At 72.4% G+C, this 22,484-nt stretch carries 25 protein-coding genes; 15 read left to right on the top strand and 10 right to left on the bottom strand.

The genetic code is table 11. The annotated features are described in order from the left end of the window. The first annotated feature begins 22 nt into the window (after window positions 1-22). From C3486_RS09830 to C3486_RS09810, 5 genes are all read left to right on the top strand, one after another. On the top strand, window positions 23-310 hold the full coding sequence (locus C3486_RS09830; protein WP_030610252.1) for a DUF1416 domain-containing protein: 288 nt from the start codon (window positions 23-25) through the stop codon (window positions 308-310). A gap of 167 nt (window positions 311-477) precedes the next feature. Next, the gene (locus C3486_RS09825) at window positions 478-735 is read left to right on the top strand and encodes a DUF3099 domain-containing protein (RefSeq protein WP_103832227.1); all 258 of its coding nucleotides are present in this window, start codon (window positions 478-480) and stop codon (window positions 733-735) included. Between the two features lie 255 nt (window positions 736-990). Next, window positions 991-1,590 (top strand): FABP family protein, encoded by a 600-nt coding sequence (locus C3486_RS09820; RefSeq protein WP_103832226.1) that lies wholly within the window; start codon window positions 991-993, stop codon window positions 1,588-1,590. Window positions 1,591-1,623: 33 nt separating this feature from the next. Next, window positions 1,624-2,109 carry a Fur family transcriptional regulator gene (locus tag C3486_RS09815; protein WP_103832225.1) on the top strand — a complete coding sequence of 162 codons (486 nt, stop codon included), beginning with the start codon at window positions 1,624-1,626 and terminating at the stop codon, window positions 2,107-2,109. Between the two features lie 34 nt (window positions 2,110-2,143). Beyond that, on the top strand, window positions 2,144-3,112 hold the full coding sequence (locus C3486_RS09810; RefSeq protein WP_103832224.1) for a folate-binding protein YgfZ: 969 nt from the start codon (window positions 2,144-2,146) through the stop codon (window positions 3,110-3,112). Between the two features lie 55 nt (window positions 3,113-3,167). Here the strand turns inward: C3486_RS09810 and dtd are convergent, their stop codons facing one another. Then, window positions 3,168-3,593, bottom strand: a complete 426-nt coding sequence (gene dtd, locus C3486_RS09805; protein WP_103832223.1) for a D-aminoacyl-tRNA deacylase — start codon at window positions 3,591-3,593, stop codon at window positions 3,168-3,170. Window positions 3,594-3,821: 228 nt separating this feature from the next. Here dtd and C3486_RS09800 point away from each other — a divergent pair, with 228 nt between their 5' ends. The 5 genes from C3486_RS09800 to C3486_RS09780 all read left to right on the top strand — a co-directional run bounded on the left by C3486_RS09800 (window position 3,822) and on the right by C3486_RS09780 (window position 8,468). Further along, window positions 3,822-4,556: an ABC transporter substrate-binding protein gene (locus tag C3486_RS09800; protein ID WP_103832287.1), complete on the top strand. Its 735-nt coding sequence runs from the start codon at window positions 3,822-3,824 to the stop codon at window positions 4,554-4,556. 62 nt (window positions 4,557-4,618) lie between these two features. Further along, complete coding sequence (locus tag C3486_RS09795) at window positions 4,619-5,611, top strand: asparaginase (protein ID WP_103832222.1); 993 nt, start codon at window positions 4,619-4,621, stop codon at window positions 5,609-5,611. A gap of 168 nt (window positions 5,612-5,779) precedes the next feature. Further along, window positions 5,780-7,024 carry a GNAT family N-acetyltransferase gene (locus C3486_RS09790; RefSeq protein WP_103832221.1) on the top strand — a complete coding sequence of 415 codons (1,245 nt, stop codon included), beginning with the start codon at window positions 5,780-5,782 and terminating at the stop codon, window positions 7,022-7,024. A 90-nt stretch (window positions 7,025-7,114) separates the two neighbouring features. Continuing rightward, window positions 7,115-7,546, top strand: a complete 432-nt coding sequence (locus C3486_RS09785; RefSeq protein ID WP_103832220.1) for an ankyrin repeat domain-containing protein — start codon at window positions 7,115-7,117, stop codon at window positions 7,544-7,546. A gap of 358 nt (window positions 7,547-7,904) precedes the next feature. After that, a complete protein-coding gene (locus C3486_RS09780; RefSeq protein WP_103832219.1) occupies window positions 7,905-8,468 on the top strand; it encodes an NADPH-dependent FMN reductase in 564 nt (187 codons plus the stop codon). A gap of 124 nt (window positions 8,469-8,592) precedes the next feature. Here C3486_RS09780 and C3486_RS09775 read toward each other — a convergent pair whose 3' ends face one another. Continuing rightward, on the bottom strand, window positions 8,593-9,174 hold the full coding sequence (locus tag C3486_RS09775) for a TetR/AcrR family transcriptional regulator (protein WP_103832218.1): 582 nt from the start codon (window positions 9,172-9,174) through the stop codon (window positions 8,593-8,595). 119 nt (window positions 9,175-9,293) lie between these two features. Between C3486_RS09775 and C3486_RS09770 the strand changes: the two genes are divergently transcribed. Together C3486_RS09770 and C3486_RS09765 are read left to right on the top strand one after the other, a co-directional pair. Beyond that, window positions 9,294-9,707: a VOC family protein gene (locus tag C3486_RS09770; RefSeq protein WP_103832217.1), complete on the top strand. Its 414-nt coding sequence runs from the start codon at window positions 9,294-9,296 to the stop codon at window positions 9,705-9,707. Window positions 9,708-9,928: 221 nt separating this feature from the next. After that, on the top strand, window positions 9,929-11,197 hold the full coding sequence (locus C3486_RS09765; RefSeq protein WP_103832216.1) for a glycosyltransferase: 1,269 nt from the start codon (window positions 9,929-9,931) through the stop codon (window positions 11,195-11,197). A 356-nt stretch (window positions 11,198-11,553) separates the two neighbouring features. Here C3486_RS09765 and C3486_RS09760 read toward each other — a convergent pair whose 3' ends face one another. The 6 genes from C3486_RS09760 to C3486_RS09735 form a co-directional block, all read right to left on the bottom strand. After that, the gene (locus tag C3486_RS09760) at window positions 11,554-11,961 is read right to left on the bottom strand and encodes an RNA-binding S4 domain-containing protein (RefSeq protein ID WP_103832215.1); all 408 of its coding nucleotides are present in this window, start codon (window positions 11,959-11,961) and stop codon (window positions 11,554-11,556) included. A gap of 131 nt (window positions 11,962-12,092) precedes the next feature. Beyond that, window positions 12,093-13,079 carry an aldo/keto reductase gene (locus tag C3486_RS09755; protein ID WP_103832214.1) on the bottom strand — a complete coding sequence of 329 codons (987 nt, stop codon included), beginning with the start codon at window positions 13,077-13,079 and terminating at the stop codon, window positions 12,093-12,095. A 267-nt stretch (window positions 13,080-13,346) separates the two neighbouring features. Next, a complete protein-coding gene (locus tag C3486_RS09750; protein WP_103832213.1) occupies window positions 13,347-14,108 on the bottom strand; it encodes a class I SAM-dependent methyltransferase in 762 nt (253 codons plus the stop codon). Between the two features lie 101 nt (window positions 14,109-14,209). Beyond that, window positions 14,210-16,597, bottom strand: a complete 2,388-nt coding sequence (locus tag C3486_RS09745; protein ID WP_103832212.1) for an excinuclease ABC subunit UvrA — start codon at window positions 16,595-16,597, stop codon at window positions 14,210-14,212. A 147-nt stretch (window positions 16,598-16,744) separates the two neighbouring features. After that, the gene (locus tag C3486_RS09740) at window positions 16,745-17,161 is read right to left on the bottom strand and encodes a VOC family protein (protein ID WP_181138502.1); all 417 of its coding nucleotides are present in this window, start codon (window positions 17,159-17,161) and stop codon (window positions 16,745-16,747) included. A 10-nt stretch (window positions 17,162-17,171) separates the two neighbouring features. Then, window positions 17,172-17,678 carry a helix-turn-helix transcriptional regulator gene (locus C3486_RS09735; protein WP_103832286.1) on the bottom strand — a complete coding sequence of 169 codons (507 nt, stop codon included), beginning with the start codon at window positions 17,676-17,678 and terminating at the stop codon, window positions 17,172-17,174. A 121-nt stretch (window positions 17,679-17,799) separates the two neighbouring features. Here C3486_RS09735 and C3486_RS09730 point away from each other — a divergent pair, with 121 nt between their 5' ends. The 3 genes from C3486_RS09730 to C3486_RS09720 all read left to right on the top strand — a co-directional run bounded on the left by C3486_RS09730 (window position 17,800) and on the right by C3486_RS09720 (window position 19,409). Continuing rightward, window positions 17,800-18,297 (top strand): helix-turn-helix domain-containing protein, encoded by a 498-nt coding sequence (locus C3486_RS09730; RefSeq protein WP_103832210.1) that lies wholly within the window; start codon window positions 17,800-17,802, stop codon window positions 18,295-18,297. A 28-nt stretch (window positions 18,298-18,325) separates the two neighbouring features. Further along, a complete protein-coding gene (locus C3486_RS09725) occupies window positions 18,326-18,961 on the top strand; it encodes a hypothetical protein (protein WP_103832209.1) in 636 nt (211 codons plus the stop codon). A 103-nt stretch (window positions 18,962-19,064) separates the two neighbouring features. Continuing rightward, window positions 19,065-19,409, top strand: a complete 345-nt coding sequence (locus C3486_RS09720) for a DUF2516 family protein (protein ID WP_103832285.1) — start codon at window positions 19,065-19,067, stop codon at window positions 19,407-19,409. Between the two features lie 3 nt (window positions 19,410-19,412). Here the strand turns inward: C3486_RS09720 and C3486_RS09715 are convergent, their stop codons facing one another. Both C3486_RS09715 and C3486_RS09710 read right to left on the bottom strand, forming a co-directional pair. Then, on the bottom strand, window positions 19,413-20,834 hold the full coding sequence (locus C3486_RS09715) for a PP2C family protein-serine/threonine phosphatase (RefSeq protein ID WP_103832208.1): 1,422 nt from the start codon (window positions 20,832-20,834) through the stop codon (window positions 19,413-19,415). Window positions 20,835-21,179: 345 nt separating this feature from the next. After that, window positions 21,180-22,238 carry a C40 family peptidase gene (locus C3486_RS09710; protein WP_258052690.1) on the bottom strand — a complete coding sequence of 353 codons (1,059 nt, stop codon included), beginning with the start codon at window positions 22,236-22,238 and terminating at the stop codon, window positions 21,180-21,182. Window positions 22,239-22,484 lie beyond the last annotated feature (246 nt).

The following is a 22,484-nucleotide window of genomic DNA, read 5'->3' as shown; positions in this document are numbered from 1 at the left end:
CTACACCCCTCAAGGAATACCCATGTGTGGAGCACAGGCCGGCGGCCCCGACGCGTCGACCATCAAGCCCGGTGAGACCACGATCCAGGGCAGCGTGACCAAGGACGGCGAGCCCGTCACCGGTTACGTGCGCCTGCTGGACAGCACCGGCGAGTTCACCGCCGAGGTCCCCACCTCGGCGACCGGACAGTTCCGCTTCTACGCGGCCGAGGGCACCTGGACGCTGCGCGCGCTCGTCCCGGGCGGTACCGCCGACCGCACCGTGGTCGCCCAGAAGGGCGGTCTCGCCGAGGTCGCCATCGCCGTCTGACGCAGGCCGTCCCCGACGGTCCGCACACGGCCGGGGGCCGCACTCCAGGGGTTTGGACGCCTTGGCTGGGGGTGCGGCCCTCCCCGCTTCGCTGTGCCCTCCGTACGGTTTCCCGTACGGAGGGCGCAGCGCTGTTCAGGCCCGCCCGGCGGATCTACCGTGGAGGTATGTCCGTCCAGCGCCGGCATCGCAGGTACTACGCCATGATGGCCACCTGCATCGCGCTCTTCGTCCTGGCGTGGGGCGTCGTGCGGCTGTGGTCCGTTCCCGCGGCGGTGGCGATGTGCGTCGTCGCCATGGTCATCCCGCCGTTCGCCGCGATCGTGGCCAATCGCAGGGATCCGGGTGAGCGCTGGTGGGACGAGTCCGGTGATCCGGAGTCCGACCGCTGGTGGCGCGAGCTGGACGACAAGGACCACCGGTGAGCCCCGCCGGGTCCGCTGGGGCGGACCTCACAGCGCCGCCGCTCCCTGCGGCGACTAGACTCACCCCTGGTCCGTACACCCTCACTCCGTCCGAGGAGCGCGCTCGTGCTTGAGGCATTCTTCACCACCCTGCTCGTCCTGGTCGCCGTGGCCGTCGTCGCGTTCGCCGGTCTGACCTGGAAGAAGCTGTACCAGGGCCAGCGCTGACGCGTACGGACCGAGACTGTCCACCTCCTATAGATCGCCTGAGCTCTCATGATCGAGATCCCGTCCGACCTGAACCCGGCCCTCGTCCCGCTGGCCTTCCTCCTGGGCAACTGGGAGGGCGCGGGCGTCGCCGACTTCCCCGGCACCGAGAAGTGCAATTTCGGGCAGCAGGTGACGTTCACCCACGACGGCCGTGACTTCCTGGAGTACACCTCGCACAGCTGGGTGCTCGACAGCGAGGGCAAGAAGGTCCGCCCGCTGGAGACCGAGAGCGGCTACTGGCGCGTCGACAAGGACCGCAAGGTCGAGATCGTCATGATCCGCGACCAGGGCGTCGTGGAGGTCTGGTACGGCGAGCTGGCCGACCAGAAGCCGCAGATCGACCTGGTCACGGACGCCGTGGCGCGTACCGAGGCGGCCGGCCCGTACAGCGGCGGCAAGCGGCTGTACGGCTACGTCAACAGCGACCTGATGTGGGTCGGCGAGAAGGCCACCCCGGACGTCCCGCTGCGCCCGTACATGTCGGCCCACCTGAAGAAGGTCGCCGACTCCGGCGCCGAGCTCAAGGAGTGGGCGGAGAACCTGCCCGACGACATGCCCGACGGCGTCTCCTTCTTCAACCCCGACGGCACGCCCTACAAGCCGTAACGGCCCGCCGACGGGCGTACCTACACTGGGGGCGTGGTGACCACCGACTGGCAGAGCGACCTCCGCAAGCGCGGGTACCGTCTGACGCCCCAGCGGCAACTGGTGCTGGAGGCCGTCGACCGGCTGGAGCACGCCACGCCCGACGAGATCCTCACCGAGGTGCGCAGGACGGCGGGCGGGGTCAACATCTCCACGGTCTACCGCACGCTGGAGCTGCTGGAGGAGATCGGACTGGTCAGCCATGCCCACCTCGGGCACGGCGCGCCCACCTACCACCTCGCCGACCGGCACCACCACATCCACCTGGTGTGCCGGGACTGCACGGACGTGATCGAGGCCGACCTCGCGGTGGCGGCGCCCTTCCGGGAGACGCTGCAGGAGACGTTCGGCTTCGACACGGACCTGAAGCACTTCGCGATCTTCGGCCGGTGCCGCAAGTGCACCGCCGAAGCCGCCGGGGCGGCGGACGCCGGGGAAGCGGCCGGCACCGAGGACTCCGCGGCACCCGGTACGGACTGACCTCCCGGTACTACCGGGACGTAGGCTGGTCGGCATGAAGAGCCCTTTGCTGTCGCTCCCCGGTGCCGTCCCCGCCGAGGCCCCCGACGAAGGCGTCGCCGCGCACTACGGCGACCTCTTCCGTGAGCAACGCGCCCTCGCCGACGGCGCCGGCTTCGTGGACCTCTCGCACCGCGGCGTGGTCGCCGTCTCCGGCCCCGAACGGCTGAGCTGGCTGCACCTGCTGCTCACCCAGCACGTCAGCGAGCTGGCGCCGGGCCACGCCACCGAGGCCCTGATCCTCTCCGCCAACGGCCACATCGAGCACGCGCTCTACCTCGTCGACGACGGCGAGACCACCTGGCTGCACACCGAGCCCGGCACCCAGGAAGCGCTGGTCGCGTACCTGGAGAGCATGAAGTTCTTCTACCGGGTCGAGGTGGCCGACCGGACGGACGAGCTGGCCGTCGTGCACCTGCCGGCCGGCTCCATCACCGAGACGCCCGCGGACGCCGCCGCCGTACGGGAGACCCCGCACGGCCGCGACCTGTTCCTGCCGCGCGCCTCCCTGGAGGACTTCGCGGCCGCGCACGGCCCCGCGATCGGCGTGCTGGCCCTGGAGGCGCTGCGCGTCGAGGCGCACCGGCCGCGGCTCGGCCTGGAGACCGACCACCGCACCATCCCGCACGAGCTGGGCTGGATCGGCACGGCCGTGCACCTCCAGAAGGGCTGCTACCGCGGCCAGGAGACCGTCGCCCGCGTCCACAACCTGGGGAAGCCGCCGCGCCGGCTGGTCTTCCTGCACCTGGACGGCAGCGAGGTGAAGCTGCCGGGGCACGGCGCGCCGGTCCGGCTGGCGGCCGACGGCCCCGAGGGGCGCCAGATCGGCTTCGTCACGACCTCGGCCCGCCACTACGAGCTGGGGCCGATCGCGCTGGCCCTGGTCAAGCGGAACGTGCCGGTGGACGCCGAGCTGCTGGCGGACGCCACGGCGGCGGCCCAGGAGGCCGTGGTCGAGCCTTAGGCCGCGCCGGGCCGCGCCGGGCCCGTCCCGACGGGCCCGGGCCGCAGGAGGCGCGTCAGACCTCCAGGAGCACCGTGAACGGGCCGTCGTTCGTCAGCGAGACCTTCATGTCCGCGCCGAACCGGCCCGTTTCCACGTGCGCGCCGAGCGCCCGCAGCTGCGTGACGACCTCGTCGACCAGCGGCTCGGCGACCGGCCCCGGCGCCGCCGCGTTCCAGGTGGGGCGGCGGCCCTTGCGGGCGTCCCCGTAGAGCGTGAACTGGCTGATCACCAGCAGCCCGGCGCCCGTGTCCGAGCAGGACTTCTCACCGTCGAGGATGCGCACCGACCACAGCTTGCGTGCCAGCTGCGCGGCCTTCTCCGGGGTGTCGTCGTGCGTCACGCCGACCAGGACGCACAGCCCCTCCCCCACGATCTCGCCGACCGTCTCGCCCGCCACGTCGACGCGTGCACCGTTCACCCTCTGCACCACTGCTCGCATACCGCCATGATGCCGGGTCGCCACCCCAGGCCACCCCGGCGGGTGCGACGCGCCGGCACCACCCGGACAGCCCAACCGCGGCACGCGTCTTACCCCCACACGGACCGTTCGCCGGTCAATGACCCTGCGCGCGCACCGCCGGTGGTGGCACGATGCGTGCACGCGGTGCGCGGGGACACGGGGACCACGTGGCTCCGGACCGCGCCGCACGAGGGGACGGACACACGCATGAGCACCGCCGGCGCCGGGCAGACACCCTCCGGTTCCGTACCATTTGCCCGTACATCCGCCCAAGGGGCAGCGGCGGCCTCCGCCCGCGGGCCCCTGCCCCCGCCGACGACGACGTCCACGTCCCGGCCCGAGCCGGCGCCCCCGTCCGGGCGCCGGAACCGGCCCGGCGACCGCACCGAGGATGGCCCCATGCTCCCCGCTGGACCGGCACAGCCCCGCCCCCCGCTGCAACGCGACCGCTTCCGTCCGGCCCCCCGGCCCGACCTCTCCGGGCTCGGCCTGCCCGAGATCCGCAAACTGCGCCGGGACGCGCAGCAGGAGGAGGCCGACCTCAGCTACGTACGGCGGCTGCTCCAGGGCCGGATCGACATCCTCCGCGCGGAGGCGGCCCGCCGTGCCGCGCCGGAGACCACCGTCCTGGACCGGCTGCCGGAGATCCTGACGGACGAGCCCTCGCGGCACCGCTCCTCGGCCCGGCACGTGACGGTCGGGACGCCGCACAGCGAGGAGTACCGCCGGCTGGCCGAGGACATGCTCGGCGAGGTCGAGCTCTCCGACCTGGGAGCGCGCACGGATGCCGAGCTGCGGGAGGCGATGGGCCGGCTGGTCCAGTACGAGCAGCAGGTCTCGCTGCGCCGCCAGTCGCTCCAGCGTACGGCCGACGATTGCAGCGCGGAGATCGCCCGCAGGTACCGTGAAGGGGAAGCACAAGTAGACGACCTGCTCTCCTGACCCGCGGCCCTCGGCCCTGCGGTCCCCGCGGGAGGCGGGTCCGCGACCCCGGAAGGCCCGCGATGACCTCCTCCGCCGACACCCCCGGTGCGATAACCGAGCAGCAGCCGTCCCTCCCGCCCGTGCTCGCCGAGGTCGTCCGCTCCGGCTTCGTCGAGGGCGTGCACCGCGGCTCGCTGGTCGTGCTGGCCGCCGACGGCAGCGTGGACCTGGCGCTCGGTGACGTCGCCTCGCCGGTCTTCCCGCGCTCCACGAACAAGCCGATGCAGGCCGCCGCGATCCTCCGCGCGGGCCTGGACCTCTCCGGCGAGCGCCTGGCCCTGGCCGCCGCCAGCCACTCCGGAGAAAGCTTTCACCTCGATCTCGTGCAGAAGATGCTCGCCGAGTACGACCTCGCGCCCGAGCAGCTGCAGACCCCGCCCGACCTGCCGCTCGACCCCGTCGAGGCGGAGCACTACCTCGCCGCCGGCAAGGTCCGCGAGCCGCTGACCATGAACTGCTCCGGCAAGCACACCGCGATGCTCGCCGCCTGCGCGCAGAACGGCTGGCCCCTGGAGAGCTACCTCGACCAGCACCACCCGCTCCAGCAGCTGGTCCTGCAGGCCGTACGGGACGCCAGCGGCGAGGCCGTCGACCACATCGGCACCGACGGCTGCGGCGCGCCCCTGATGGCCCTCTCGCTGACCGGCCTGGCGCGCGCGTACCGGCACTTCGTCGTGGCCGCGCCCGGCACCCCCGAGCGCCGGGTCGCCGACGCGATGCGCGCCCACCCGGAGTACGTCGCCGGGACCCGCCGCCCCGACACCTGGCTGATGCAGGAGCTGCCGGGCGTGCTGTCGAAGATGGGCGCCGAGGCCGTACAGGCGCTCGCGCTGCCCGACGGCCGCGCGCTGGCCTTCAAGGTCGACGACGGCGCGACCCGCACGCTCGGCCCGATCCTGGCCCGCACGCTGCGCCTCATGGGCGTCGACGCCCCGGTACTCGACCGCATCGCGGACGTCCCGCTGACGGGCGGCGCCGAGCGCGTGGGAGAGATCCGGGCGGCGGCGTTCTGAAACGGCGCCACCAGGGGGGGGCGGGCGACCGCGTCTTCGGCACCTGGCCGGGCCGGGCAGCGGACCGAGGAGCCGGGCAGCCGGGGAAGCGGGCCGGGGGAGCCGGGCAGCCGGCCGGGCTCAGAAATCCGAGCGACAACCCGTCAGGAGTGTGGCTAGCGTACGGGTATGAGCCTTGAGGTGCGCACAGTCGGCGAGGAGGAGTTCTCCGGCTGGATGGAGGCGGTGGCCACCGGCTTCACCCGCTCGCCGGGAACGCTGACCAAGGAAGAGGTCGAATTCCGCCGGGCCGGCACCGACTTCACCCGCACGCAGGGCGGCTTCGACGACGGGCACTGCATCGCGACCTTCCGCAGCTTCCCCCAGGAGCTGACGGTCGTGGGCGGCGCCCGGGTGCCGGCCGACGCCGTCTCCCAGGTGACCGTCTCCCCCACGCACCGCCGCCGCGGTCTGCTCAGCCGGATGATGGCGCAGGACCTGGCGGCGGCGAAGGAGCGCGGCGAGGCGGTGGCCACGCTGATCGCCGCGGAGTACCCGATCTACGGACGGTACGGCTTCGGGCCCGCCACCTGGTTCACGGAGTGGCGCGTCGACGTGGCCCGGGCCCAGCTCGGCTCCCGGTACTCCGGCCCCGAGTGCGGCGGCCGGGTGGACTTCGCGAGCCCCGCGGAGGTGCGCGCCCTCGGCCCGGCCCTCCACGACCGCTTCCGGACCCGGCAGCACGGCGCGGTCACGCGTGACGAGCGCTGGTGGCAGCTGGCGACCGGTGAGGTCCAGTGGCCGGCGATGGAGTGGAAGGAGCCCTTCCACGCCCTGTACCGCTCCCCGGCCGGTGCGGTCGACGGCCTGGTCACGTACACCATGGACGACCACTGGGAGCACAAGCGGCCCGAGCAGACCGTCCAGGTCAGCAAGTTGATCGCGGTCTCCCCGGAGGCGGAGCGCGCCCTGTGGCACTTTCTGTACTCGATCGACTGGGCGCTGCACGTGAAGACCGGGGCGCGCGCCCCGGACGACGTTCTGCCGCTGCTGCTCGGCGACCCGCGCGCCGCGAGCATCGAGGAGCACGCCGACTACCTGTGGATCCGGCCGCTGGACGTGCCGCGGCTGCTGGAGGCGCGGACGTACGCGGTGCCGGGGTCGCTGGTCCTGGAGGTACGGGACGCCGCCGGGTACGCCGCGGGGCGCTACCACCTCGACGCCGGGCCCGACGGCGCCACGTGCACCCGCACCACCCGCTCCGCCGACCTCACCCTGGACGTGGCGGAGCTGGGCTCGCTGTACCTGGGCGACGAGTCCGCCACGCGGCTCGCGGCGCTCGGCCGGGTCCAGGAGGACCGGCCCGGCGCGCCGGCCACGGCGGACGCGCTGCTGCGGGCCGCGCGGCGGCCCTGGTGCCCGGACATGTTCTGAGGCGTCTTGCCGCCGACTCGCCGTTCGCGGCCCTGGCCTGCATAAAGTGGCGAGTGCAGGCGCACACCACGAGAGCAGGAGGCCGACGGCATGAGCGAGCAGAGCCCGGGCGCACAGGGCCCCGAGTCGATCGAGCACGCACACGACCCCGAGGTGCTGCAGCTGGCGGCCAAGGTCTTCGACCTGGCCCGGCAGGGCGACACCGACACCGTCGCCGCGTACGTCGACGCGGGCGTACCCGCCAACCTCACCAACGACAAGGGCGATTCGCTCGTCATGCTGGCCGCGTACCACGGCCACGCGGCGACCGTCGAGGCCCTGCTGCAGCGCGGCGCGGACGCCGACCGGCCCAACGACCGCGGCCAGACGCCGCTCGCGGGCGCCGTCTTCAAGGGCGAGGACGCGATCGTACGGCTGCTGCTGAGCCACGGCGCCGACCCGAAGGCGGGCACCCCGTCGGCCCTGGACACCGCCCGCATGTTCGAGAAGAAGGAGCTGCTGCAGCTGTTCGGGGAGGAGTGAGGGACGGCGTGTGCGGGGGCGCCGGGTGCCGGGGCGCCGGGTGCCGGGTGCCGGGTGCCGGGAGGCGGGAGGCGGGGCGCCGGGAGGCGGGAGGCGGGGCGCCGGGAGGCGACGCGATGGCCGTGTGCGGTGGTCGTATGCGGTGGTCGTATGCGGTGGCCGTGTGCGGTGGCTGTTGGCGAGGTGAGCGGTTGGGGTTCGTCAGCGACAGTCCCCCCGGCCCGTGGCCGGTGCGCCGTCCGCGTTCCGAGGGCGGCGCCGACCTCGGTGCCCCGGCCATGCTTGACCTCAAGTTTTGTTGAGGTCCTAGCGTCATCTCTGCATTCGCCACCGCATCCCGTTCCAGAGAGGCATGCCCATGTCTGCAGAGACCCTCAACCTCGCCGTCATCGTCGCGAGCACCCGGGAGGGCCGGTTCGCGCCCATCGTCGCCGACTGGTTCACCCGGCACGCGACCGCCCGCCCGGACCTCGGCGTGGACGTCCTGGACCTCGCCGAGATCCAGCCGTACGCGCTGCGCGGCGGCCCCGAGGCGGAGGCGTTCGCCAAGCGGGTCGACGCGGCGGACGCCTTCGTCGTGATCACCCCGGAGTACAACCACTCCTTCCCCGCGCCGCTGAAGCACGCCATCGACCTGCTGCACGCGGAATGGCAGGCCAAGCCGGTCGGCTTCGTCTCGTACGGCGGGATCTCCGGCGGCCTGCGCGCCGTCGAGCAACTGCGCCTGGTCTTCGCGGAACTCCACGCGACGACGGTGCGCGAGACCGTCAGCCTCCCCATGGCCGGGCAGCTCTTCGACGCCGAGGGCCGGCTGCGCGCCCCGGAGGGCCCGGACCGCGCGGCCGACGCCCTGCTGAACCAGCTCACCTGGTGGGGCCACGCCCTGCGCGACGCCCGACTGGCCCGTCCGTACGCGGGGTGAGACGGCGGGGCGGCCGACGGGGCCGGCCGGAACACCACGGCGGCCAGCGGGGCCCGGTGGGATTCCCCTGGCCGTCAGGGCGGCCAGCGGGGCCCGGCCGGGATCTCCCGGTCCACCAGAGCAGCTAGCGAGGCTCCTCCCGCGTCACCCGGTCCACCAGCGCGGCGATCAGCTCGTCCGTCTCCTCCGCCGGCACCACGCCCGGCAGCGTGAGCTGTTCCAGCATCAGCCCGGTCATCGCGAGATACATCAGCATCACCGCCGTACGGTCACCCGGCAGCCCGCCCTCCTCGTGGAAGCGGAGGTCGTCCTCCAGGGCCGCCCGCATCGTGGCGGTCAGCTCCGCGCGCAGCTCGGGCCGCCGGGTGGCCTCCAGGCGCAGCTCCAGCATCGCGAGGTAACCGGTGCGGTTCGCGGTGACCCGGCGGTTGATCCAGCCCATCAGCTCGGTCACCAGCTCACGCCCGTGCGGCGCCTTCATGACCTCCGCGACCTCGTCAGGGTCCGGCGCGATCCGCTGGTGGATCTGCCCGGTGACCTGCGCGAGCAACTCGTCCCTGCGCGCGAAGTAGTTGGAGGCGGTGCCCTTCGGTACGCCTGCCTCCGCGTCCACCGCGCGGAACGTCAGCCCGCGCGCCCCGTCCCGCGCCAGTACCTCGATCGCCGCGTCCACCAGCGCCGTTCGCCGCTCCGGATTGCGCACCACCGAAAGCCCTCCCACAAAGCACTTGCAACCACTACAGCCAACGTACTACAAATAAAGTGCTTCGACGTACTACACATGCAGTGGTTGGCGGCCGGACCGCCGACCAGGGAGGGAACCGTATGCGTTTCGAGAAGCTCGGCCTCGCCGTACTCACCGACGACACGACCGCCAGCAGCCGCTTCTACACCGACCACTTCGGCTTCACTCAGGTCGCCGACCTCGGCTGGTACGTCAGCCTGCACCACCCCGAACATCCCGCCTACGTACTCGACTTCGTCCAGCGCGGCCACGAGTCCATGCCGGCGGGCTTCCGCACCCAGGACACGGCGGGCCTCTGCCTCGCCTTCCTCGTCGAGGACGCGGCCGCCGAGGAGACCGCCCTGCGCGCCGCCGGCGTCCGCATCACGGAGCCCCTGCGCGACGAGCCCTGGGGCCAGCGCCGCTTCAACGTCGAAAGCCCGGAAGGCATGCTGATCGAAGTACTCCAGACCATCGACCCGGACCCGAAGTGGCTGGCGGAGCACATGGGGTGACAGGGGGAGGCGCGGCGCGGGCCGGTACGGGGGCAGACGGCCTGGCGGGGGGGGAGGCGGGTTGACGCGGGGGCGGGCAGACGGGCTGGTGCGGCGGCGCGCGGGTTGGCGTACGGCGAGGGGCGCGAGCCCCGCCCCCACCCGCTGCCACGGACTCAACCAGCCGCCGTATCAAGGGGGTTGCCGTACAGCCACCCAGACCATGGTGCTGAGATATCCCCATGAAGCTGCTGATCAGCACCCTGCCCGCGACCGGACACGTCAACCCGGCGCTTCCCCTGGCCGCCCGCCTCGTCGAGCGCGGCCACGAGGTCCTGTGGCACACCGGCGAGGCGTACGCACCGCAGGTGAAAGCCACGGGCGCCCGCTTCGTACCGTACGACCAGGCCGCCGACCTGCGACGACTGCCCGCCGAACCGGACCCGGGCACCAAGGGCATGGCGGCCGGCGTCTCCGCCCTGCGCAAGCTGCTGATCGACCGGATGCCCGGCCAACTCGCCGACTACGAGGCGATACTCGCGGACTTCCCCGCCGACCTCCTCGTCACCGACATGTGCGCGGTGGGCGCCGCCACGCTGCGCGACAAGGGCGGCCCCGCCTACGCCACGCTCGGCATCAACCCTCTCGTGACCACCGACCCCGAGATCCCGCCCTTCACCTCGTCCCGCCCGCCCGCCACCTCCTTCGTGGCACAACTGCCCAACCGGCTGGCGCACTTCCTGACCCGCCGGGTGCTGGACCCGAAGCTGCGGGCCGCGCTCGACACCCACCGTGCCGGCCTCGGCCTGCCGCCCTTCCCCCGCGACCGCCTCGCCCTGGACATCACCCGCTCCCCGTACCTGCACCTGATGCCGACCACCGAGGCATTCGAATTCCCCCGCCGCCGGATGGCCCCGCACATCCACTTCGTGGGCCCGCTGCTCCCGGACCCGCCCGCCGCGTTCGACGCGCCGGAGTGGTGGGACGAACTGGCGGCTCACGAGGGCCGCGTCGTCCACGTCACCCAGGGCACGGTCGCCACCGACCCGACGGCGCTCCTCCGCCCGGCCGTCGAGGCGCTGGCCGAGGAGGACGTACTGGTCGTCGCGACCGGCCCGGACCCGGCCGGGACCCTCGGCGCGCTCCCGGACAACGTCCGCTGGGCGCCGTTCATCCCGCACGCCCGCCTGCTGCCGCACGTCTCCGTAATGATCACCAACGCGGGCTACAACGGCGTACTGACCGCCCTGGCGCACGGCGTCCCGCTGATCTGCGCGGGCCGCACGGAGGACAAGACGGCGGTCAGCGCGCGGGTCGCCTGGTCCGGCGCGGGCCTGGACCTCCGCACCGACCGCCCGGACGCCCCCACCCTGCGCCGCGCGGTCCGCACCGTGCTCACCACACCGTCCTACCGCGCAGCCGCCACCCGCCTCCGCACCGACTTCGCCACCCACGATGCCCCCACCGAAGCCTCAGAACTCCTGGAGGAACTGGCCACCCGAACGGGGTAAGCCCGGCGCGCGTGGACGGCAGGGCGTGGCGCCCCGTACGGGACAAGCCCCGGCCCAAACGGCATGAGCCTGATACCGATGCCGGGGTGAGCCTGAGCTTCCCCCTTGCTCCCGTGCTCTCCCCGGGGGCCCCGCCCCTCCCCCTCCCCCACCCCCATTTCACGAAGTAGACCGACAAGGCACGGCTCTGCCTAGCTCCGCCCGGCGTTGCGCGGCCCTGCCCTGCTTTGTACGGCTCCGCCCAGCCCCGTCCGGCTCTACCCAGCTCCGACCGGCTTTGCGCGGCTCTACCCGGCTCCGCCCGGCTTTGCGCGACCCTGCCCGGCGTTGCGCGGCCCTGCCCGGCTCCGCCCGGCTCAAGGTCTCGGTCTGTCTCCCGGGGAGCCGGGCTGGCGGCCCCAGAGGCGTTCCATTTCGCGGCGGTCGCGCTTGGTCGGGCGGCCCGCGCCGCGGTCGCGGACCGGGACCTGTACGGCCAGCTCGCGCGGGGGCGGGGGCGGGCTGTTGTCGACGTAGCACTCGACCGCGACCGGCGCCCCGACCCGCTTCTTCACGAGCCGCTTCACGACGACGATCCGCTCGCGTCCGGCGTGCCGCAGCCGGACCTCGTCACCGGGCCGCACAGCGTACGCCGCCTTCACGCGCTCGCCGTTGACCCGGACGTGTCCGCCCCGGCAGGCCGTGGCCGCCATCGACCGCGTCTTCATGAGCCGCACGGACCAGATCCAGCTGTCGATCCGCACGCTCCCCTCGTCCTCACTCATGTCTCCGACTTTACGGCGGCCGGGCGAGTGGCGAGGGGGCCTGTGGAAAACCCCGGAGGGCCGGACGGCCGCCGCCCCCGCGGCTGTGGAAAACCGCGGGGGCGGCACCGGCCGGCGGTAAGCTCACCGGCTCACTTGTTGACGAACGCCAGGCTCGACGCGTCGTAGCGGGTGCCGGCCACCGCTTCGGCGGGGGCCGCCGCGTCGATGGCGGCGAGGTCCTCGGGGGTCAGTCCGATGGCGACCGCGGCGACGTTCTCCAGCAGGTACTTCTCGCGCCGGGTGCCCGGGATCGGCACGACGTCCGCGCCCCGGTGCTGCACCCAGGCCAGCGCCAGCTGCCCCGCCGTGACGCCCTTCGCCGCGGCCAGCTCGTTCAGCTTGTCGACGATGGCGAGGTTCCGCTGCAGGTTGCCGTCGGCGAAGCGCGGCTGGCTGCGCCGTACGTCACCCTCCGCCATCCCCTCCACGGACGTGTACCGGCCGGTGAGGAAGCCCCGCCCCAGCGGCGAGAACGGCACGATGCCGATGCCGAGCTCCCGGCAGACCGGCGCGATCTCCTCCTCCAGGTCGCGCGTCCACAGCGACCACTCGCTCTGCAGCGCGGCGATCGGGTGCACCGCGTGTGCCCGCCGGATCGTTTCCGCGCTCGCCTCGGACAGGCCGAGGTGCCGTACCTTGCCCGCCGCGACCAGCTCCGCCATCGCCCCGACGGTCTCCTCGATCGGCACCTCGGGGTCGACGCGGTGCTGGTAGTACAGGTCGATGTGGTCGACGCCGAGCCGCCGCAGCGAGGCGTCGCAGGCCTCGCGTACGTACGCGGCGTCGCCCCGGATCGCGGTGGGCTCGCCGAGCTTGTTGGCGAAGCCGAACTTGGTGGCGATCACCGCCCGGTCGCGGCGGTCGGCCACGGCCCGTCCGACCAGCTCCTCGTTGTGGCCGGAGCCGTAGAAGTCGGAGGTGTCCAGCAGGGTGACGCCGAGGTCGAGCGCACGGTGGATGGTCGCGATGGACTGCGCGTCGTCCGAAGCGCCGTACCCGTGACTCATCCCCATGCAGCCCAGTCCCTGCGCGGAGACGGTCAGATCGCCGAGCTGCCGAGTGGGAATGCCGGTCATGCCATTACCTCCTGAAGTACCCCGTCCCCCGTGGGTGAGGGCCGTGTCGGGCTCACGTCAGGGACGGTAGGAGTTGGAGTGGGCTCGAAGTCAAACCCCTGGGGACGGACTTCGGAACCGGCTCGCGGCGGCACTCGGAGAAGCCGCCCGCCGAGGGGTGCGCCGAGGCGGCGGCGCTCCGGAACGCGTCGGCCGGCCCAGAAGCACCCGCCGATCGACCGCATCGACCGACCGGCCGAAAGGCCGCATCGGCCGCAGACCGCGCCCTCACTCCGGCTTGCGGGCCTCGAAGAGGGAGCGGGTGGAGTGGGCGACGAACGGGCCCTCGTCCTGGATCTTTTCGTGCAGCTCGCGCAGCCGGTCACGGTACTGGTCGACGGTGAAGCCGGGCACCATCCAGATCACCTTGCGCAGGAAGTACACGACCGCGCCGACGTCGAAGAACTCCATCCGCAGCCGCTCGAACCGCAGGTCCGTGATCTCCAGCCCGGCCGCCTCGGCCGCCGCCCGCTCGTCGTCGGGGTGGCGCGCCCGCCGGGTCTTCTCGGACTGCGGCCCGAGGAAGTACTCGACCAGTTCGAACACGCTGCCGTGCCCGACGTGCTGCGCGAGGTACGTCCCGCCGGGCCGGAGTACGCGGGCGATCTCCGTCCACCACACGGTCGCCGGGTGACGGCTGGTCACCAGGTCGAAGGCGTCGTCGGCGAACGGCAGCGGCGGCTCGTCCGGGTCGGCGACGACCACCGCGCCGAGCGGGTGCAGCAGGCGGGTCGCCTTGGTGACGTTCGGCGGCCAGGACTCGGTGGCCGCCATGAGCGGCGGCAGTTTCGGTGCGCCGGCGAGCACCTCGCCACCGCCGGTCTGGATGTCCAGCGCGGCCGAGGCGCCCGCCAGCCGCTCGCCCATCAGCCGCTGGTAACCCCAGGAAGGCCGGGCCTCGGTGGCCCGGCCTTCCAGCCAGGAGAAGTCCCAGCCCGCGACGGACACCTCCGCCGCCTCGGCCACCAGGTCATCGAAACTGCGCACCATACGGGCATCCTCGCCCGCCCCCGCGACCCCAGCAAACGATTTCCCGCGCGGTCGGGGGGAGGGGCGAGCGCCCGGACCGTGCAGACCGTCAGGCCGTCTCCTCACCCCCCGACGTAAGCCGCCAAGTGCTCGCCCGTCAGCGTGGCGCGGGAGGCGACGAGGTCGGCGGGGGTGCCTTCGAAGACGATGCGGCCGCCGTCGTGGCCGGCGCCGGGGCCGAGGTCGATGAGCCAGTCGGCGTGTGCCATGACCGCCTGGTGGTGTTCGACCACGATCACCGACTTGCCCGCGTCGACGAGCCGGTCGAGCAGTCCGAGGAGCTGCTCGACGTCGGCGAGGTGCAGGCCGGCGGTCGGCTCGTCGAGGACGTAGACGCCGCCCTTCTCACCCATGTGCGTGGCCAGCTTCAGCCGCTGCCGCTCGCCACCGGACAGCGTGGTGAGCGGCTGGCCGAGGGTGAGGTAGCCGAGGCCGACGTCGGCGAGCCGCTGGAGGATCTTGTGCGCGGCCGGGGTGCGCGCCTCGCCCGTACCGAAGAACTCCTCCGCCTCGCTCACCGGCATCGCGAGCACCTCGCTGATGTCGCGGCCGCCGAGGTGGTACTCCAGTACCGAGGCGTCGAACCGCCGGCCCTCGCAGTCCTCGCAGGTGCTGGCGACTCCGGCCATCATCGCCAGGTCGGTGTAGATGACGCCGGCGCCGTTGCAAGTGGGGCAGGCGCCCTCGGAGTTGGCGCTGAACAGCGCGGGCTTGACGCCGTTGACCTTGGCGAACGCCTTGCGGATCGGTTCGAGCAGGCCGGTGTAGGTCGCCGGGTTGCTGCGCCGCGAGCCGCGGATCGGGGTCTGGTCGACCGTGACGACCCCGAGGTCCGCGGGGATCGACCGGTGCACCAGCGAGCTCTTGCCGGAGCCCGCGACGCCGGTGATCACGGTGAGTACGCCGAGCGGGATGTCCACGTCGACGTCCTGCAGGTTGTTCGCCGAGGCGCCGCGGATCTCCAGGGCGCCGGTGGGCTTGCGCACGGTGTCCTTGAGCGCGGACCGGTCGTCGAGGTGGCGGCCGGTGACGGTGCCGCTGGCGCGCAGCCCGTCGACGGTGCCCTCGAAGCAGACGGTGCCGCCGGCCGTGCCGGCGCCGGGGCCAAGGTCGACGACGTGGTCGGCGATCTCGATGACCTCGGGCTTGTGTTCCACGACGAGGACGGTGTTGCCCTTGTCCCGCAGCCGGCGGAGCAGGTCGTTCATCCGCTGGATGTCGTGCGGGTGCAGGCCGGCGGTCGGCTCGTCGAAGACGTACGTGACGTCGGTGAGCGAGGAGCCGAGGTGGCGGATCATCTTGACGCGCTGTGCCTCGCCGCCGGAGAGGGTGCCGGCGGGCCGGTCGAGCGAGAGGTAGCCGAGGCCGATCTCGACGAACGAGTCGAGGGACTGCTGGAGGGCGGTGAGCAGGGGCGCGACCGAGGGGTCCGTCAGTCCGCGTACCCAGTCGGCCAGGTCCCTGATCTCCATGGCGCAGGCGTCCGCGATGGAGATCTTGCCGATCTTCGAGGCGCGGGCGTGTGCGGCGAGCCGGGTGCCGTCGCAGTCGGGGCAGGTGGCGAAGGTGACCGCGCGCTCCACGAAGGCGCGGATGTGCGGCTGCATCGCCTCCTTGTCCTTGGAGAGCATCGACTTCTGGATGCGCGGGATGAGCCCTTCGTACGTCATGTTGATGCCCGCGATCTTCATGCGGGTGGGCTCGCGGTGCAGCAGGTCGTGCAGTTCCCGCTTGGTGAACTTGCTGATCGGCTTGTCCGGGTCGAAGAAGCCGGACTCGGCGTAGAGGCGGGAGTTCCAGCCGCCGCCGGTGTAGCCGGGGACGGTGAACGCGCCCTCGTTGATCGACTTGCTGTCGTCGTAGAGCTGGGTCAGGTCGAGTTCGGAGACCGAGCCGCGGCCCTCGCAGCGCGGGCACATCCCGCCGACCCGGTTGAAGGTGACCTTCTCGGCCTTCTTGGCGCCGCGCTCCACCTTGATCGCGCCGGACGCCGAGACGGAGGGCACGTTGAAGGCGAAGGCGCCGGGCGGGCCGACGTGCGGTGTGCCGAGCCGGCTGAAGAGGATGCGCAGCATGGCGTTGGCGTCGGTGGCGGTGCCGACCGTGGAGCGCGGGTCGGCGCCCATCCGCTGCTGGTCGACGCTGATCGCGGTGGTGAGGCCGTCGAGGACGTCGACCTCGGGCCGGGCCAGGGTGGGCATGAAGCCCTGTACGAACGCGCTGTACGTCTCGTTGATGAGCCGCTGTGACTCGGCGGCGATCGTGTCGAACACCAGGGAGCTCTTGCCCGAGCCGGAGACGCCGGTGAACACCGTCAGGCGGCGCTTCGGTATCTCGATGCTGACGTCCTTGAGGTTGTTCTCGCGCGCACCGTGCACGCGGATCAGGTCATGGCTGTCGGCGATGTGCGCTTCGGACGGCTGCGAGTCCGCTCTGCTGGCCCTGCTCATCCTGTCTCCCTCTGTCACGATCCCTCACGCTCTGTCGCGCGGACCGCCCCCTGCGGCACTCGTCCGCGTAGCTCATTCAGTCCCGTCGGTCGGCCCCGGTTCCGCCGGCCGGCGGGCGGTCCCCATGTCCCCCGGCCGGCTTCCGGGTCACTTCTTGCGGGGCTGATTGAAGCGCAGCATGTTGCCCGCCGGGTCGCGGAAGGCGCAGTCGCGGACGCCGTACGGCTGGTCGACCGGCTCCTGGAGAACCTCGGCGCCCGATGCCTGGATGCGTTCGAAGACCGCGTCGACGTCGTCGGTCGCGAAGATCACGCCGCGCAGCATGCCCTTGGCCAGCAGCTCGGCCATGGCCTGCTTGTCGGCCGGTGAGGCGTTCGGGTCGGCGGCGGGCGGTTCCAGCACGATCTCCACGTCGGGCTGGGACGGCGAGCCGACCGTCACCCAGCGCATTCCCTCGAACCCGACGTCGTTCCGTACCTCGAAGCCGAGGACGTCCCGGTAGAAGGCGAGCGCCTTGTCGTGGTCGTCGACGGCGATGAAACACTGCGAGAGTTTGATGTCCACGAAGCTCACGCTACGGGCGTGCCGTGTGCTTCGCTTCTCCATTCCTGACCGGTTGCGCCGGTGCCGGGGATTCCGTTTCCGCGGCGGGTTCGGCACTGCCGGAAGGCCCCCCGTTCTCCGCCGGTCCGCCCGTCCTGACCGGGCGCGTGAAGATCTTGGCGACGCAGGCCGGGATGGTCTCGCCCGCCTCGTGCCGACGGGCCCGGTACGCGCTCGGGCTCTCGCCCACCAGCTCGGTGAACCGGGAGCTGAAGGACCCCAGCGACGTACATCCGACGGCGAAGCAGACCTCGGTCACCGAGAGGTCGCCTCGCCGGAGCAGCGCCTTGGCGCGCTCGATGCGGCGGGTCATCAGGTAGCTGTACGGGGTCTCGCCGAAGGCGGCGCGGAAGCTGCGGGAGAAGTGGCCGGGCGACATGTGGGCGGCGCGGGCCAGCGCGGGGACGTCGAGCGGCTCCGCGTAGTCGCGGTCCATCAGGTCACGGGCCCGCCGCAGCTGGACCAGGTCCGACAGCATCACCCGACCAGGATCCCACGACGGCCCCGTACGGCCGCCCGGAAGAGGGCCCACGCGACACGAAACACTTTTGCTAGCAGCGTGCTTGCAAAAGTTAGCAATCGGGGGCAGGATCGGGTGCATGGCATCACTCAACGTCGGCAATCTCGGGGAGTTCCTGCGGGAGCAGCGGCGCAACGCGCAGCTGAGCCTCCGGCAGCTCGCCGATGCCGCCGGGGTGTCCAACCCGTACCTCAGCCAGATCGAACGCGGTCTGCGCAAGCCCAGCGCGGAGATCCTGCAGCAGCTGGCCAAGGCCCTGCGGATCTCGGCCGAGACCCTGTACGTCCAGGCGGGGATCCTCGACGAACGGCGGGAGCCGGACGGGCTGGAAGTGCACAGCGCGATCCTGACCGACCCGGCACTGAACGAGAAGCAGAAGCAGGTCCTGCTGCAGATCTACGAGTCGTTCCGCAAGGAGAACGGCTACAGCTCGGACATCGCCCGCGCCGAGGGTCTGGACCTCGACCGGACCGCGCCGGACGGCGAGGACGGCGACGGCGACGAGCGGCGGCAGGACGGTACGGGCGAGAGCAAGAAGGACACCCGTGGGGCCGACGGCGACCCGCACGCCACCTGAGCAATTCGATCCCAGGAGGAAGAACGGCATGGCCATCACCGACGACATCGTCAAGAGGGTGACCGACCCCACCCCCCTGTACGCCCTGGCCGGCACCGCCGACCTCGCGAGCGAGAAGCTCAAGGAGGTGCCGGCGCTGGTGGAGCGGATCCGTACCGAGGCGCCCAAGCGCTTCGAGGAGGTGCGCACCACCGACGCCAAGGCCGTGCAGGACCGCGTGTCCAAGCAGGCCAAGGAGGCGCAGGACAAGTTCTACGAGCTGCTCGGCTCGCTGGACACCGACCTGAAGAAGATCCGTGAGCAGGCCCAGGACCTCGCGCTCCGCGGCGTGGGCCAGGCCGCCGAGTACGCCGTGAAGGCGGGCGACACCTACAAGGAGCTGGCCGAGCGCGGCCAGCGTGCCGTGCAGACCTGGCGCGGCGAGGTCGCCGACGAGGTCGAGGAGCTGGCCGTCGCGATCGAGCCGGAGCCCGAGGCCAAGGAGGAGCCGAAGGCCGGCGCGGTGAAGAGCGAGCCGGCCAAGGCCGCCGAGACCAAGCCGGCCGCCGCCAAGGCCGGTACCGAGTCCAAGCCGGCGTCGGCTCCGGCCGCGAAGAAGACCGCGCCGGCGCCCGCGGCGCGGAAGACGACGACGGCGAAGAAGACCACGCCGCCGTCGAAGTGAGCGACGGGCACCAGGGAGCGGGCCGGGCACGTACGACGTGCCCGGCCCGTTCTACCGGTACGGTGACGGGGACAGTCCGACAGTCAACGGGTGGTGGAACGGCGTGCTGATCCAGGGGTTCAACAATCTGCTGTGGCTGCTTTCGCTGGCCATGCTGGTGTTCAGCGGCTTCGCCTTCGTCGACTCCGCCCTCCGCCGCGAGGACGCGTACCGCGCCGCCGACAAGCAGTCCAAGCCGTTCTGGCTGATCATCCTGGGTCTCGCGACCCTGGTGAACGTGCTGTTCGGGGTCATGGCGTTCCTGCCGATCATCGGGCTGATCGCGACGATCGTGTACATGGTCGACGTGCGGCCCGCGCTCAAGCGGGTGTCCGGCGGCGGCAAGAAGTGGCGCCGCGGCGGCTCCAGCTCCGACGGCCCGTACGGCCCGTGGAACGGCGGCCGCTGACCCTCAGCTCCGCTCGCCGCCGCGATCCAGCAGCAGGACCGCGAGGTCGTCGGTCAGCTCGCCGCCGTTGAGGTCCCGCACCTCGGTCACGGCGGCGTCCAGCAGCTCCTCGCCGCGCAGGCCCGCGGCCATCTTGGCGGCCACCAGGTCGACCATGCCGTCCTGGCCGAGGCGCTGGTTGCCGTCCCCGACCCGGCCCTCGATCAGGCCGTCGGTGTACATCAGCAGGCTCCAGGCGCCGCCCAGCGTCACCTGGTGGCGCGGCCAGCGGGCGCGCGGCAGCAGGCCGAGCGCGGGGCCGCCGCTCTCGAACGGCAGCAGCCGCGGCGGGCGGCCGGCCCGGGCCAGCAGCGGCGCCGGATGGCCCGCCAGGCAGACCCCCGCGTGCCGCCCGTCCGGCGCGATGTCCACGGTGCACAGCGTCGCGAAGATCTCGTCGTTGTCCCGCTCGTTGTCCAGCACCCGCTGCAGCGTGGAGAGCAGTTCGTCGCCGCACAGGCCGGCGAAGGTCAACGCGCGCCAGGCGATGCGGAGTTCGACGCCGAGGGCCGCCTCGTCGGGGCCGTGGCCGCAGACGTCGCCGATCATGGCGTGAACCGTGCCGTCCGGCGTGCGGACCGTGTCGTAGAAGTCTCCGCCGAGCAGGGCCCGGCTGCGCCCCGGCCGGTACCGGGCGGCGAACCGCAGGTCGGAGCCGTCCAGCAGCGGCGTGGGCAGCAGCCCGCGCTCCAGCCTGGCGTTCTCCTGGGCCCGCAGCCGGGACTCGGTGAGCTGGCGCTGCGCGAGGTCGGCGCGCTTGCGCTCCACGGCGTAGCGCACGACCCGGCTGAGCACCGCGCCGTCCAGCTGCTCGCGCGAGAGGTAGTCCTGGGCCCCGACGCGTACCGCCTCCGCACCGCGTTCCGCGTCCGCCTCGGCGGTCAGCGCGAGCACGGCGTGGCGCGGGGCGAGCCGCAGGACCGCGCGCAGCGGCTCCAGCTCGTCCGGCGCCCCGGCGTCGTCGGCCTCGGGGCGGCTCTCCCGGTCCCCGGCCTCCCGCGTCTCCTGCCCCGGCATGGCGGCCAGGTCGAGCAGGACGCAGTGCACGTCGTCGGTGAGCAGCCGCTGGGCCTCGGTGAGGTTGCGTGCGGTGCGGACCCGGACCTTGTGGCCCTGGCCGTCGGACATCTCCGGTACGGAGCTGGTGGGGTCCTCGCCGATCACCAGCAGGGTCAGCCCGTGGCTGCCGGTGCCCGGGGCGGCCGGGCGGAGCGCGTCCGCCGGATCCGGGGCAGGCGCTGCGGGGTCCGGGTCTCCCGGGCGCGTGCCGTCCTGCGGGCGCGCGGCGTCCCCCTGCGCCGGGCGCACGGACTCGGGCGCGCCACTGGCCGGGCCTGCCGCCGGCGGCAGCACGGCCGTGCGCTCACGCGGACCGGGTACGGACATGTCCTCTGTTTCCTTCCCTCCCCCCGAGGGTGCGGCGGCGGTGGCCGACCGGCGCACCACCGTGCCCGGTTCCGCGCCGCTCGTGGTCGTCCGAGCGGTGCGCCACCGGGCACCGGGAAGCGACCTTAGCGGCAGTACGGGCCCGTACGGAATGGCGGACGGGGCGTCGCACTCGTCATATGCCGAAGTGAGGAAGCGTTTTGGCCGTCCCCGGGAGAAATGCGGAATGACGAACATCACCCCGGGCGCACGCTGGGCGACGGGACGGTGACGGGGGCGTTCCCGGCCGGATGCCGCACGGCCGCGCGGGCACGGCGCGCATCCGGCGCGATACGGCGCGTCGACTCAGCGCCCGGCGTCCGGCCGTACGACGCCCAGGATCCGCATGGAACCGGCCCCGGCGATGGTCACCTGGCGGCCGGGGCGCGGGGCGTGCACGATCGCGCCGTCGCCGAGGTACATCCCCACGTGGCTGGCGTCCTCGTGATAGATGATCAGGTCGCCGGGGCGCATGTCCTCGACGTCGATGTGCGGCAGCTGTTTCCACTGTTCCTGCGAGGTGCGCGGGATGGTGCGGCCGGCCGCCTGCCAGGCCCGCATGGTGAGTCCGGAGCAGTCGAAGGTGTCCGGTCCCTCGGCACCCCACACGTAATCCTTGCCGATCTGTGCGGTGGCATAGGAAATGGCCTTCTTTCCCTGCGCGGACGCGGTGCCGCCGATCTCCTGGAGAATTCCGGAGTCCAGCCATTTCGCCTGTTCCCGCTGGGCCCGGTCCTCCTCCAGTTTCTTCAGCCGTGCCTTTTCCTCGGCCTTCAGGCGTGACTCGATCCGTTCGGCGGCGTCGATCTTCTTCTCGATGTCCTTCTTCGCCGCGGCCTTCTTCTTGCGTTCCTTCTCCAGCCGGTCCCAGCGGTCGGTGGCGTCCTTCGCGTAGTCCTGCAGGTCACTCTCGGTACGGGCCAGCTGTCCGAGCACGGTGCGGACGGCGTGCTGGCCCTTGCGCGCGAGCGTGGCGTTGTCGAGGAATCCCTCCGGGTCCTTGTTCAGCATCAGCTGCGCCTCGGCGGGCAGCCCGCCGCCGCGGTACTGGGCGCTGGCCAGCGAGCCGGCCCGCCGCTTGAGCTCCTTGCGCTCCTCCTGGGTGCTGACGATGTTCTTCGCCAGCTTCACGATCTCCTTCTGCTGGCGCTTCACCCGCTCCTCGGCGGCGTTGTACGCGTCCGTGGCCCGCTCGGCGCGGCGGTAGAGGTCGTCGATCTTCTTGCGTACCGCTTCCAGGTCGCGCCCGCCCGCGGGGGCCGGGTCGGCGTACGCCGGGGCCGGCAGTGCCAGTCCGCCCGTCGCGCACAGCACCGCGGCCGCGCAGGCCACCACCGCGCCGCGTCCCACGTTCCGCCGTTCCACCGGGCTCCTCACGGGCCACCTCCGGTCACTCGCCGTACGCGTCGTCCGGGGCGCTCGTGCCCCGCCCGCAGCGGACCTCAGGCGCGGATACTGGCATACCGGCCGGTAATACAGAAGAGCAGCGCAGCACTTCTTCCGGGAGATCACCGTCCGCTCCGGTGCGGACCGGGCAATACCGGCCGCACCCATCCGACGGCCGAGGTTCACCCCTCGTTCACTCTCGCCCATCGGCGCCTTCACCTGATG

Source organism: Streptomyces sp. Ru73, assembly GCF_002920575.1.
Taxonomy (GTDB): Bacteria; Actinomycetota; Actinomycetes; order Streptomycetales; family Streptomycetaceae; genus Streptomyces.
Note: the sequence above shows the minus strand (reverse complement) of the source record. Positions and strands in the feature narration are given on the sequence as shown.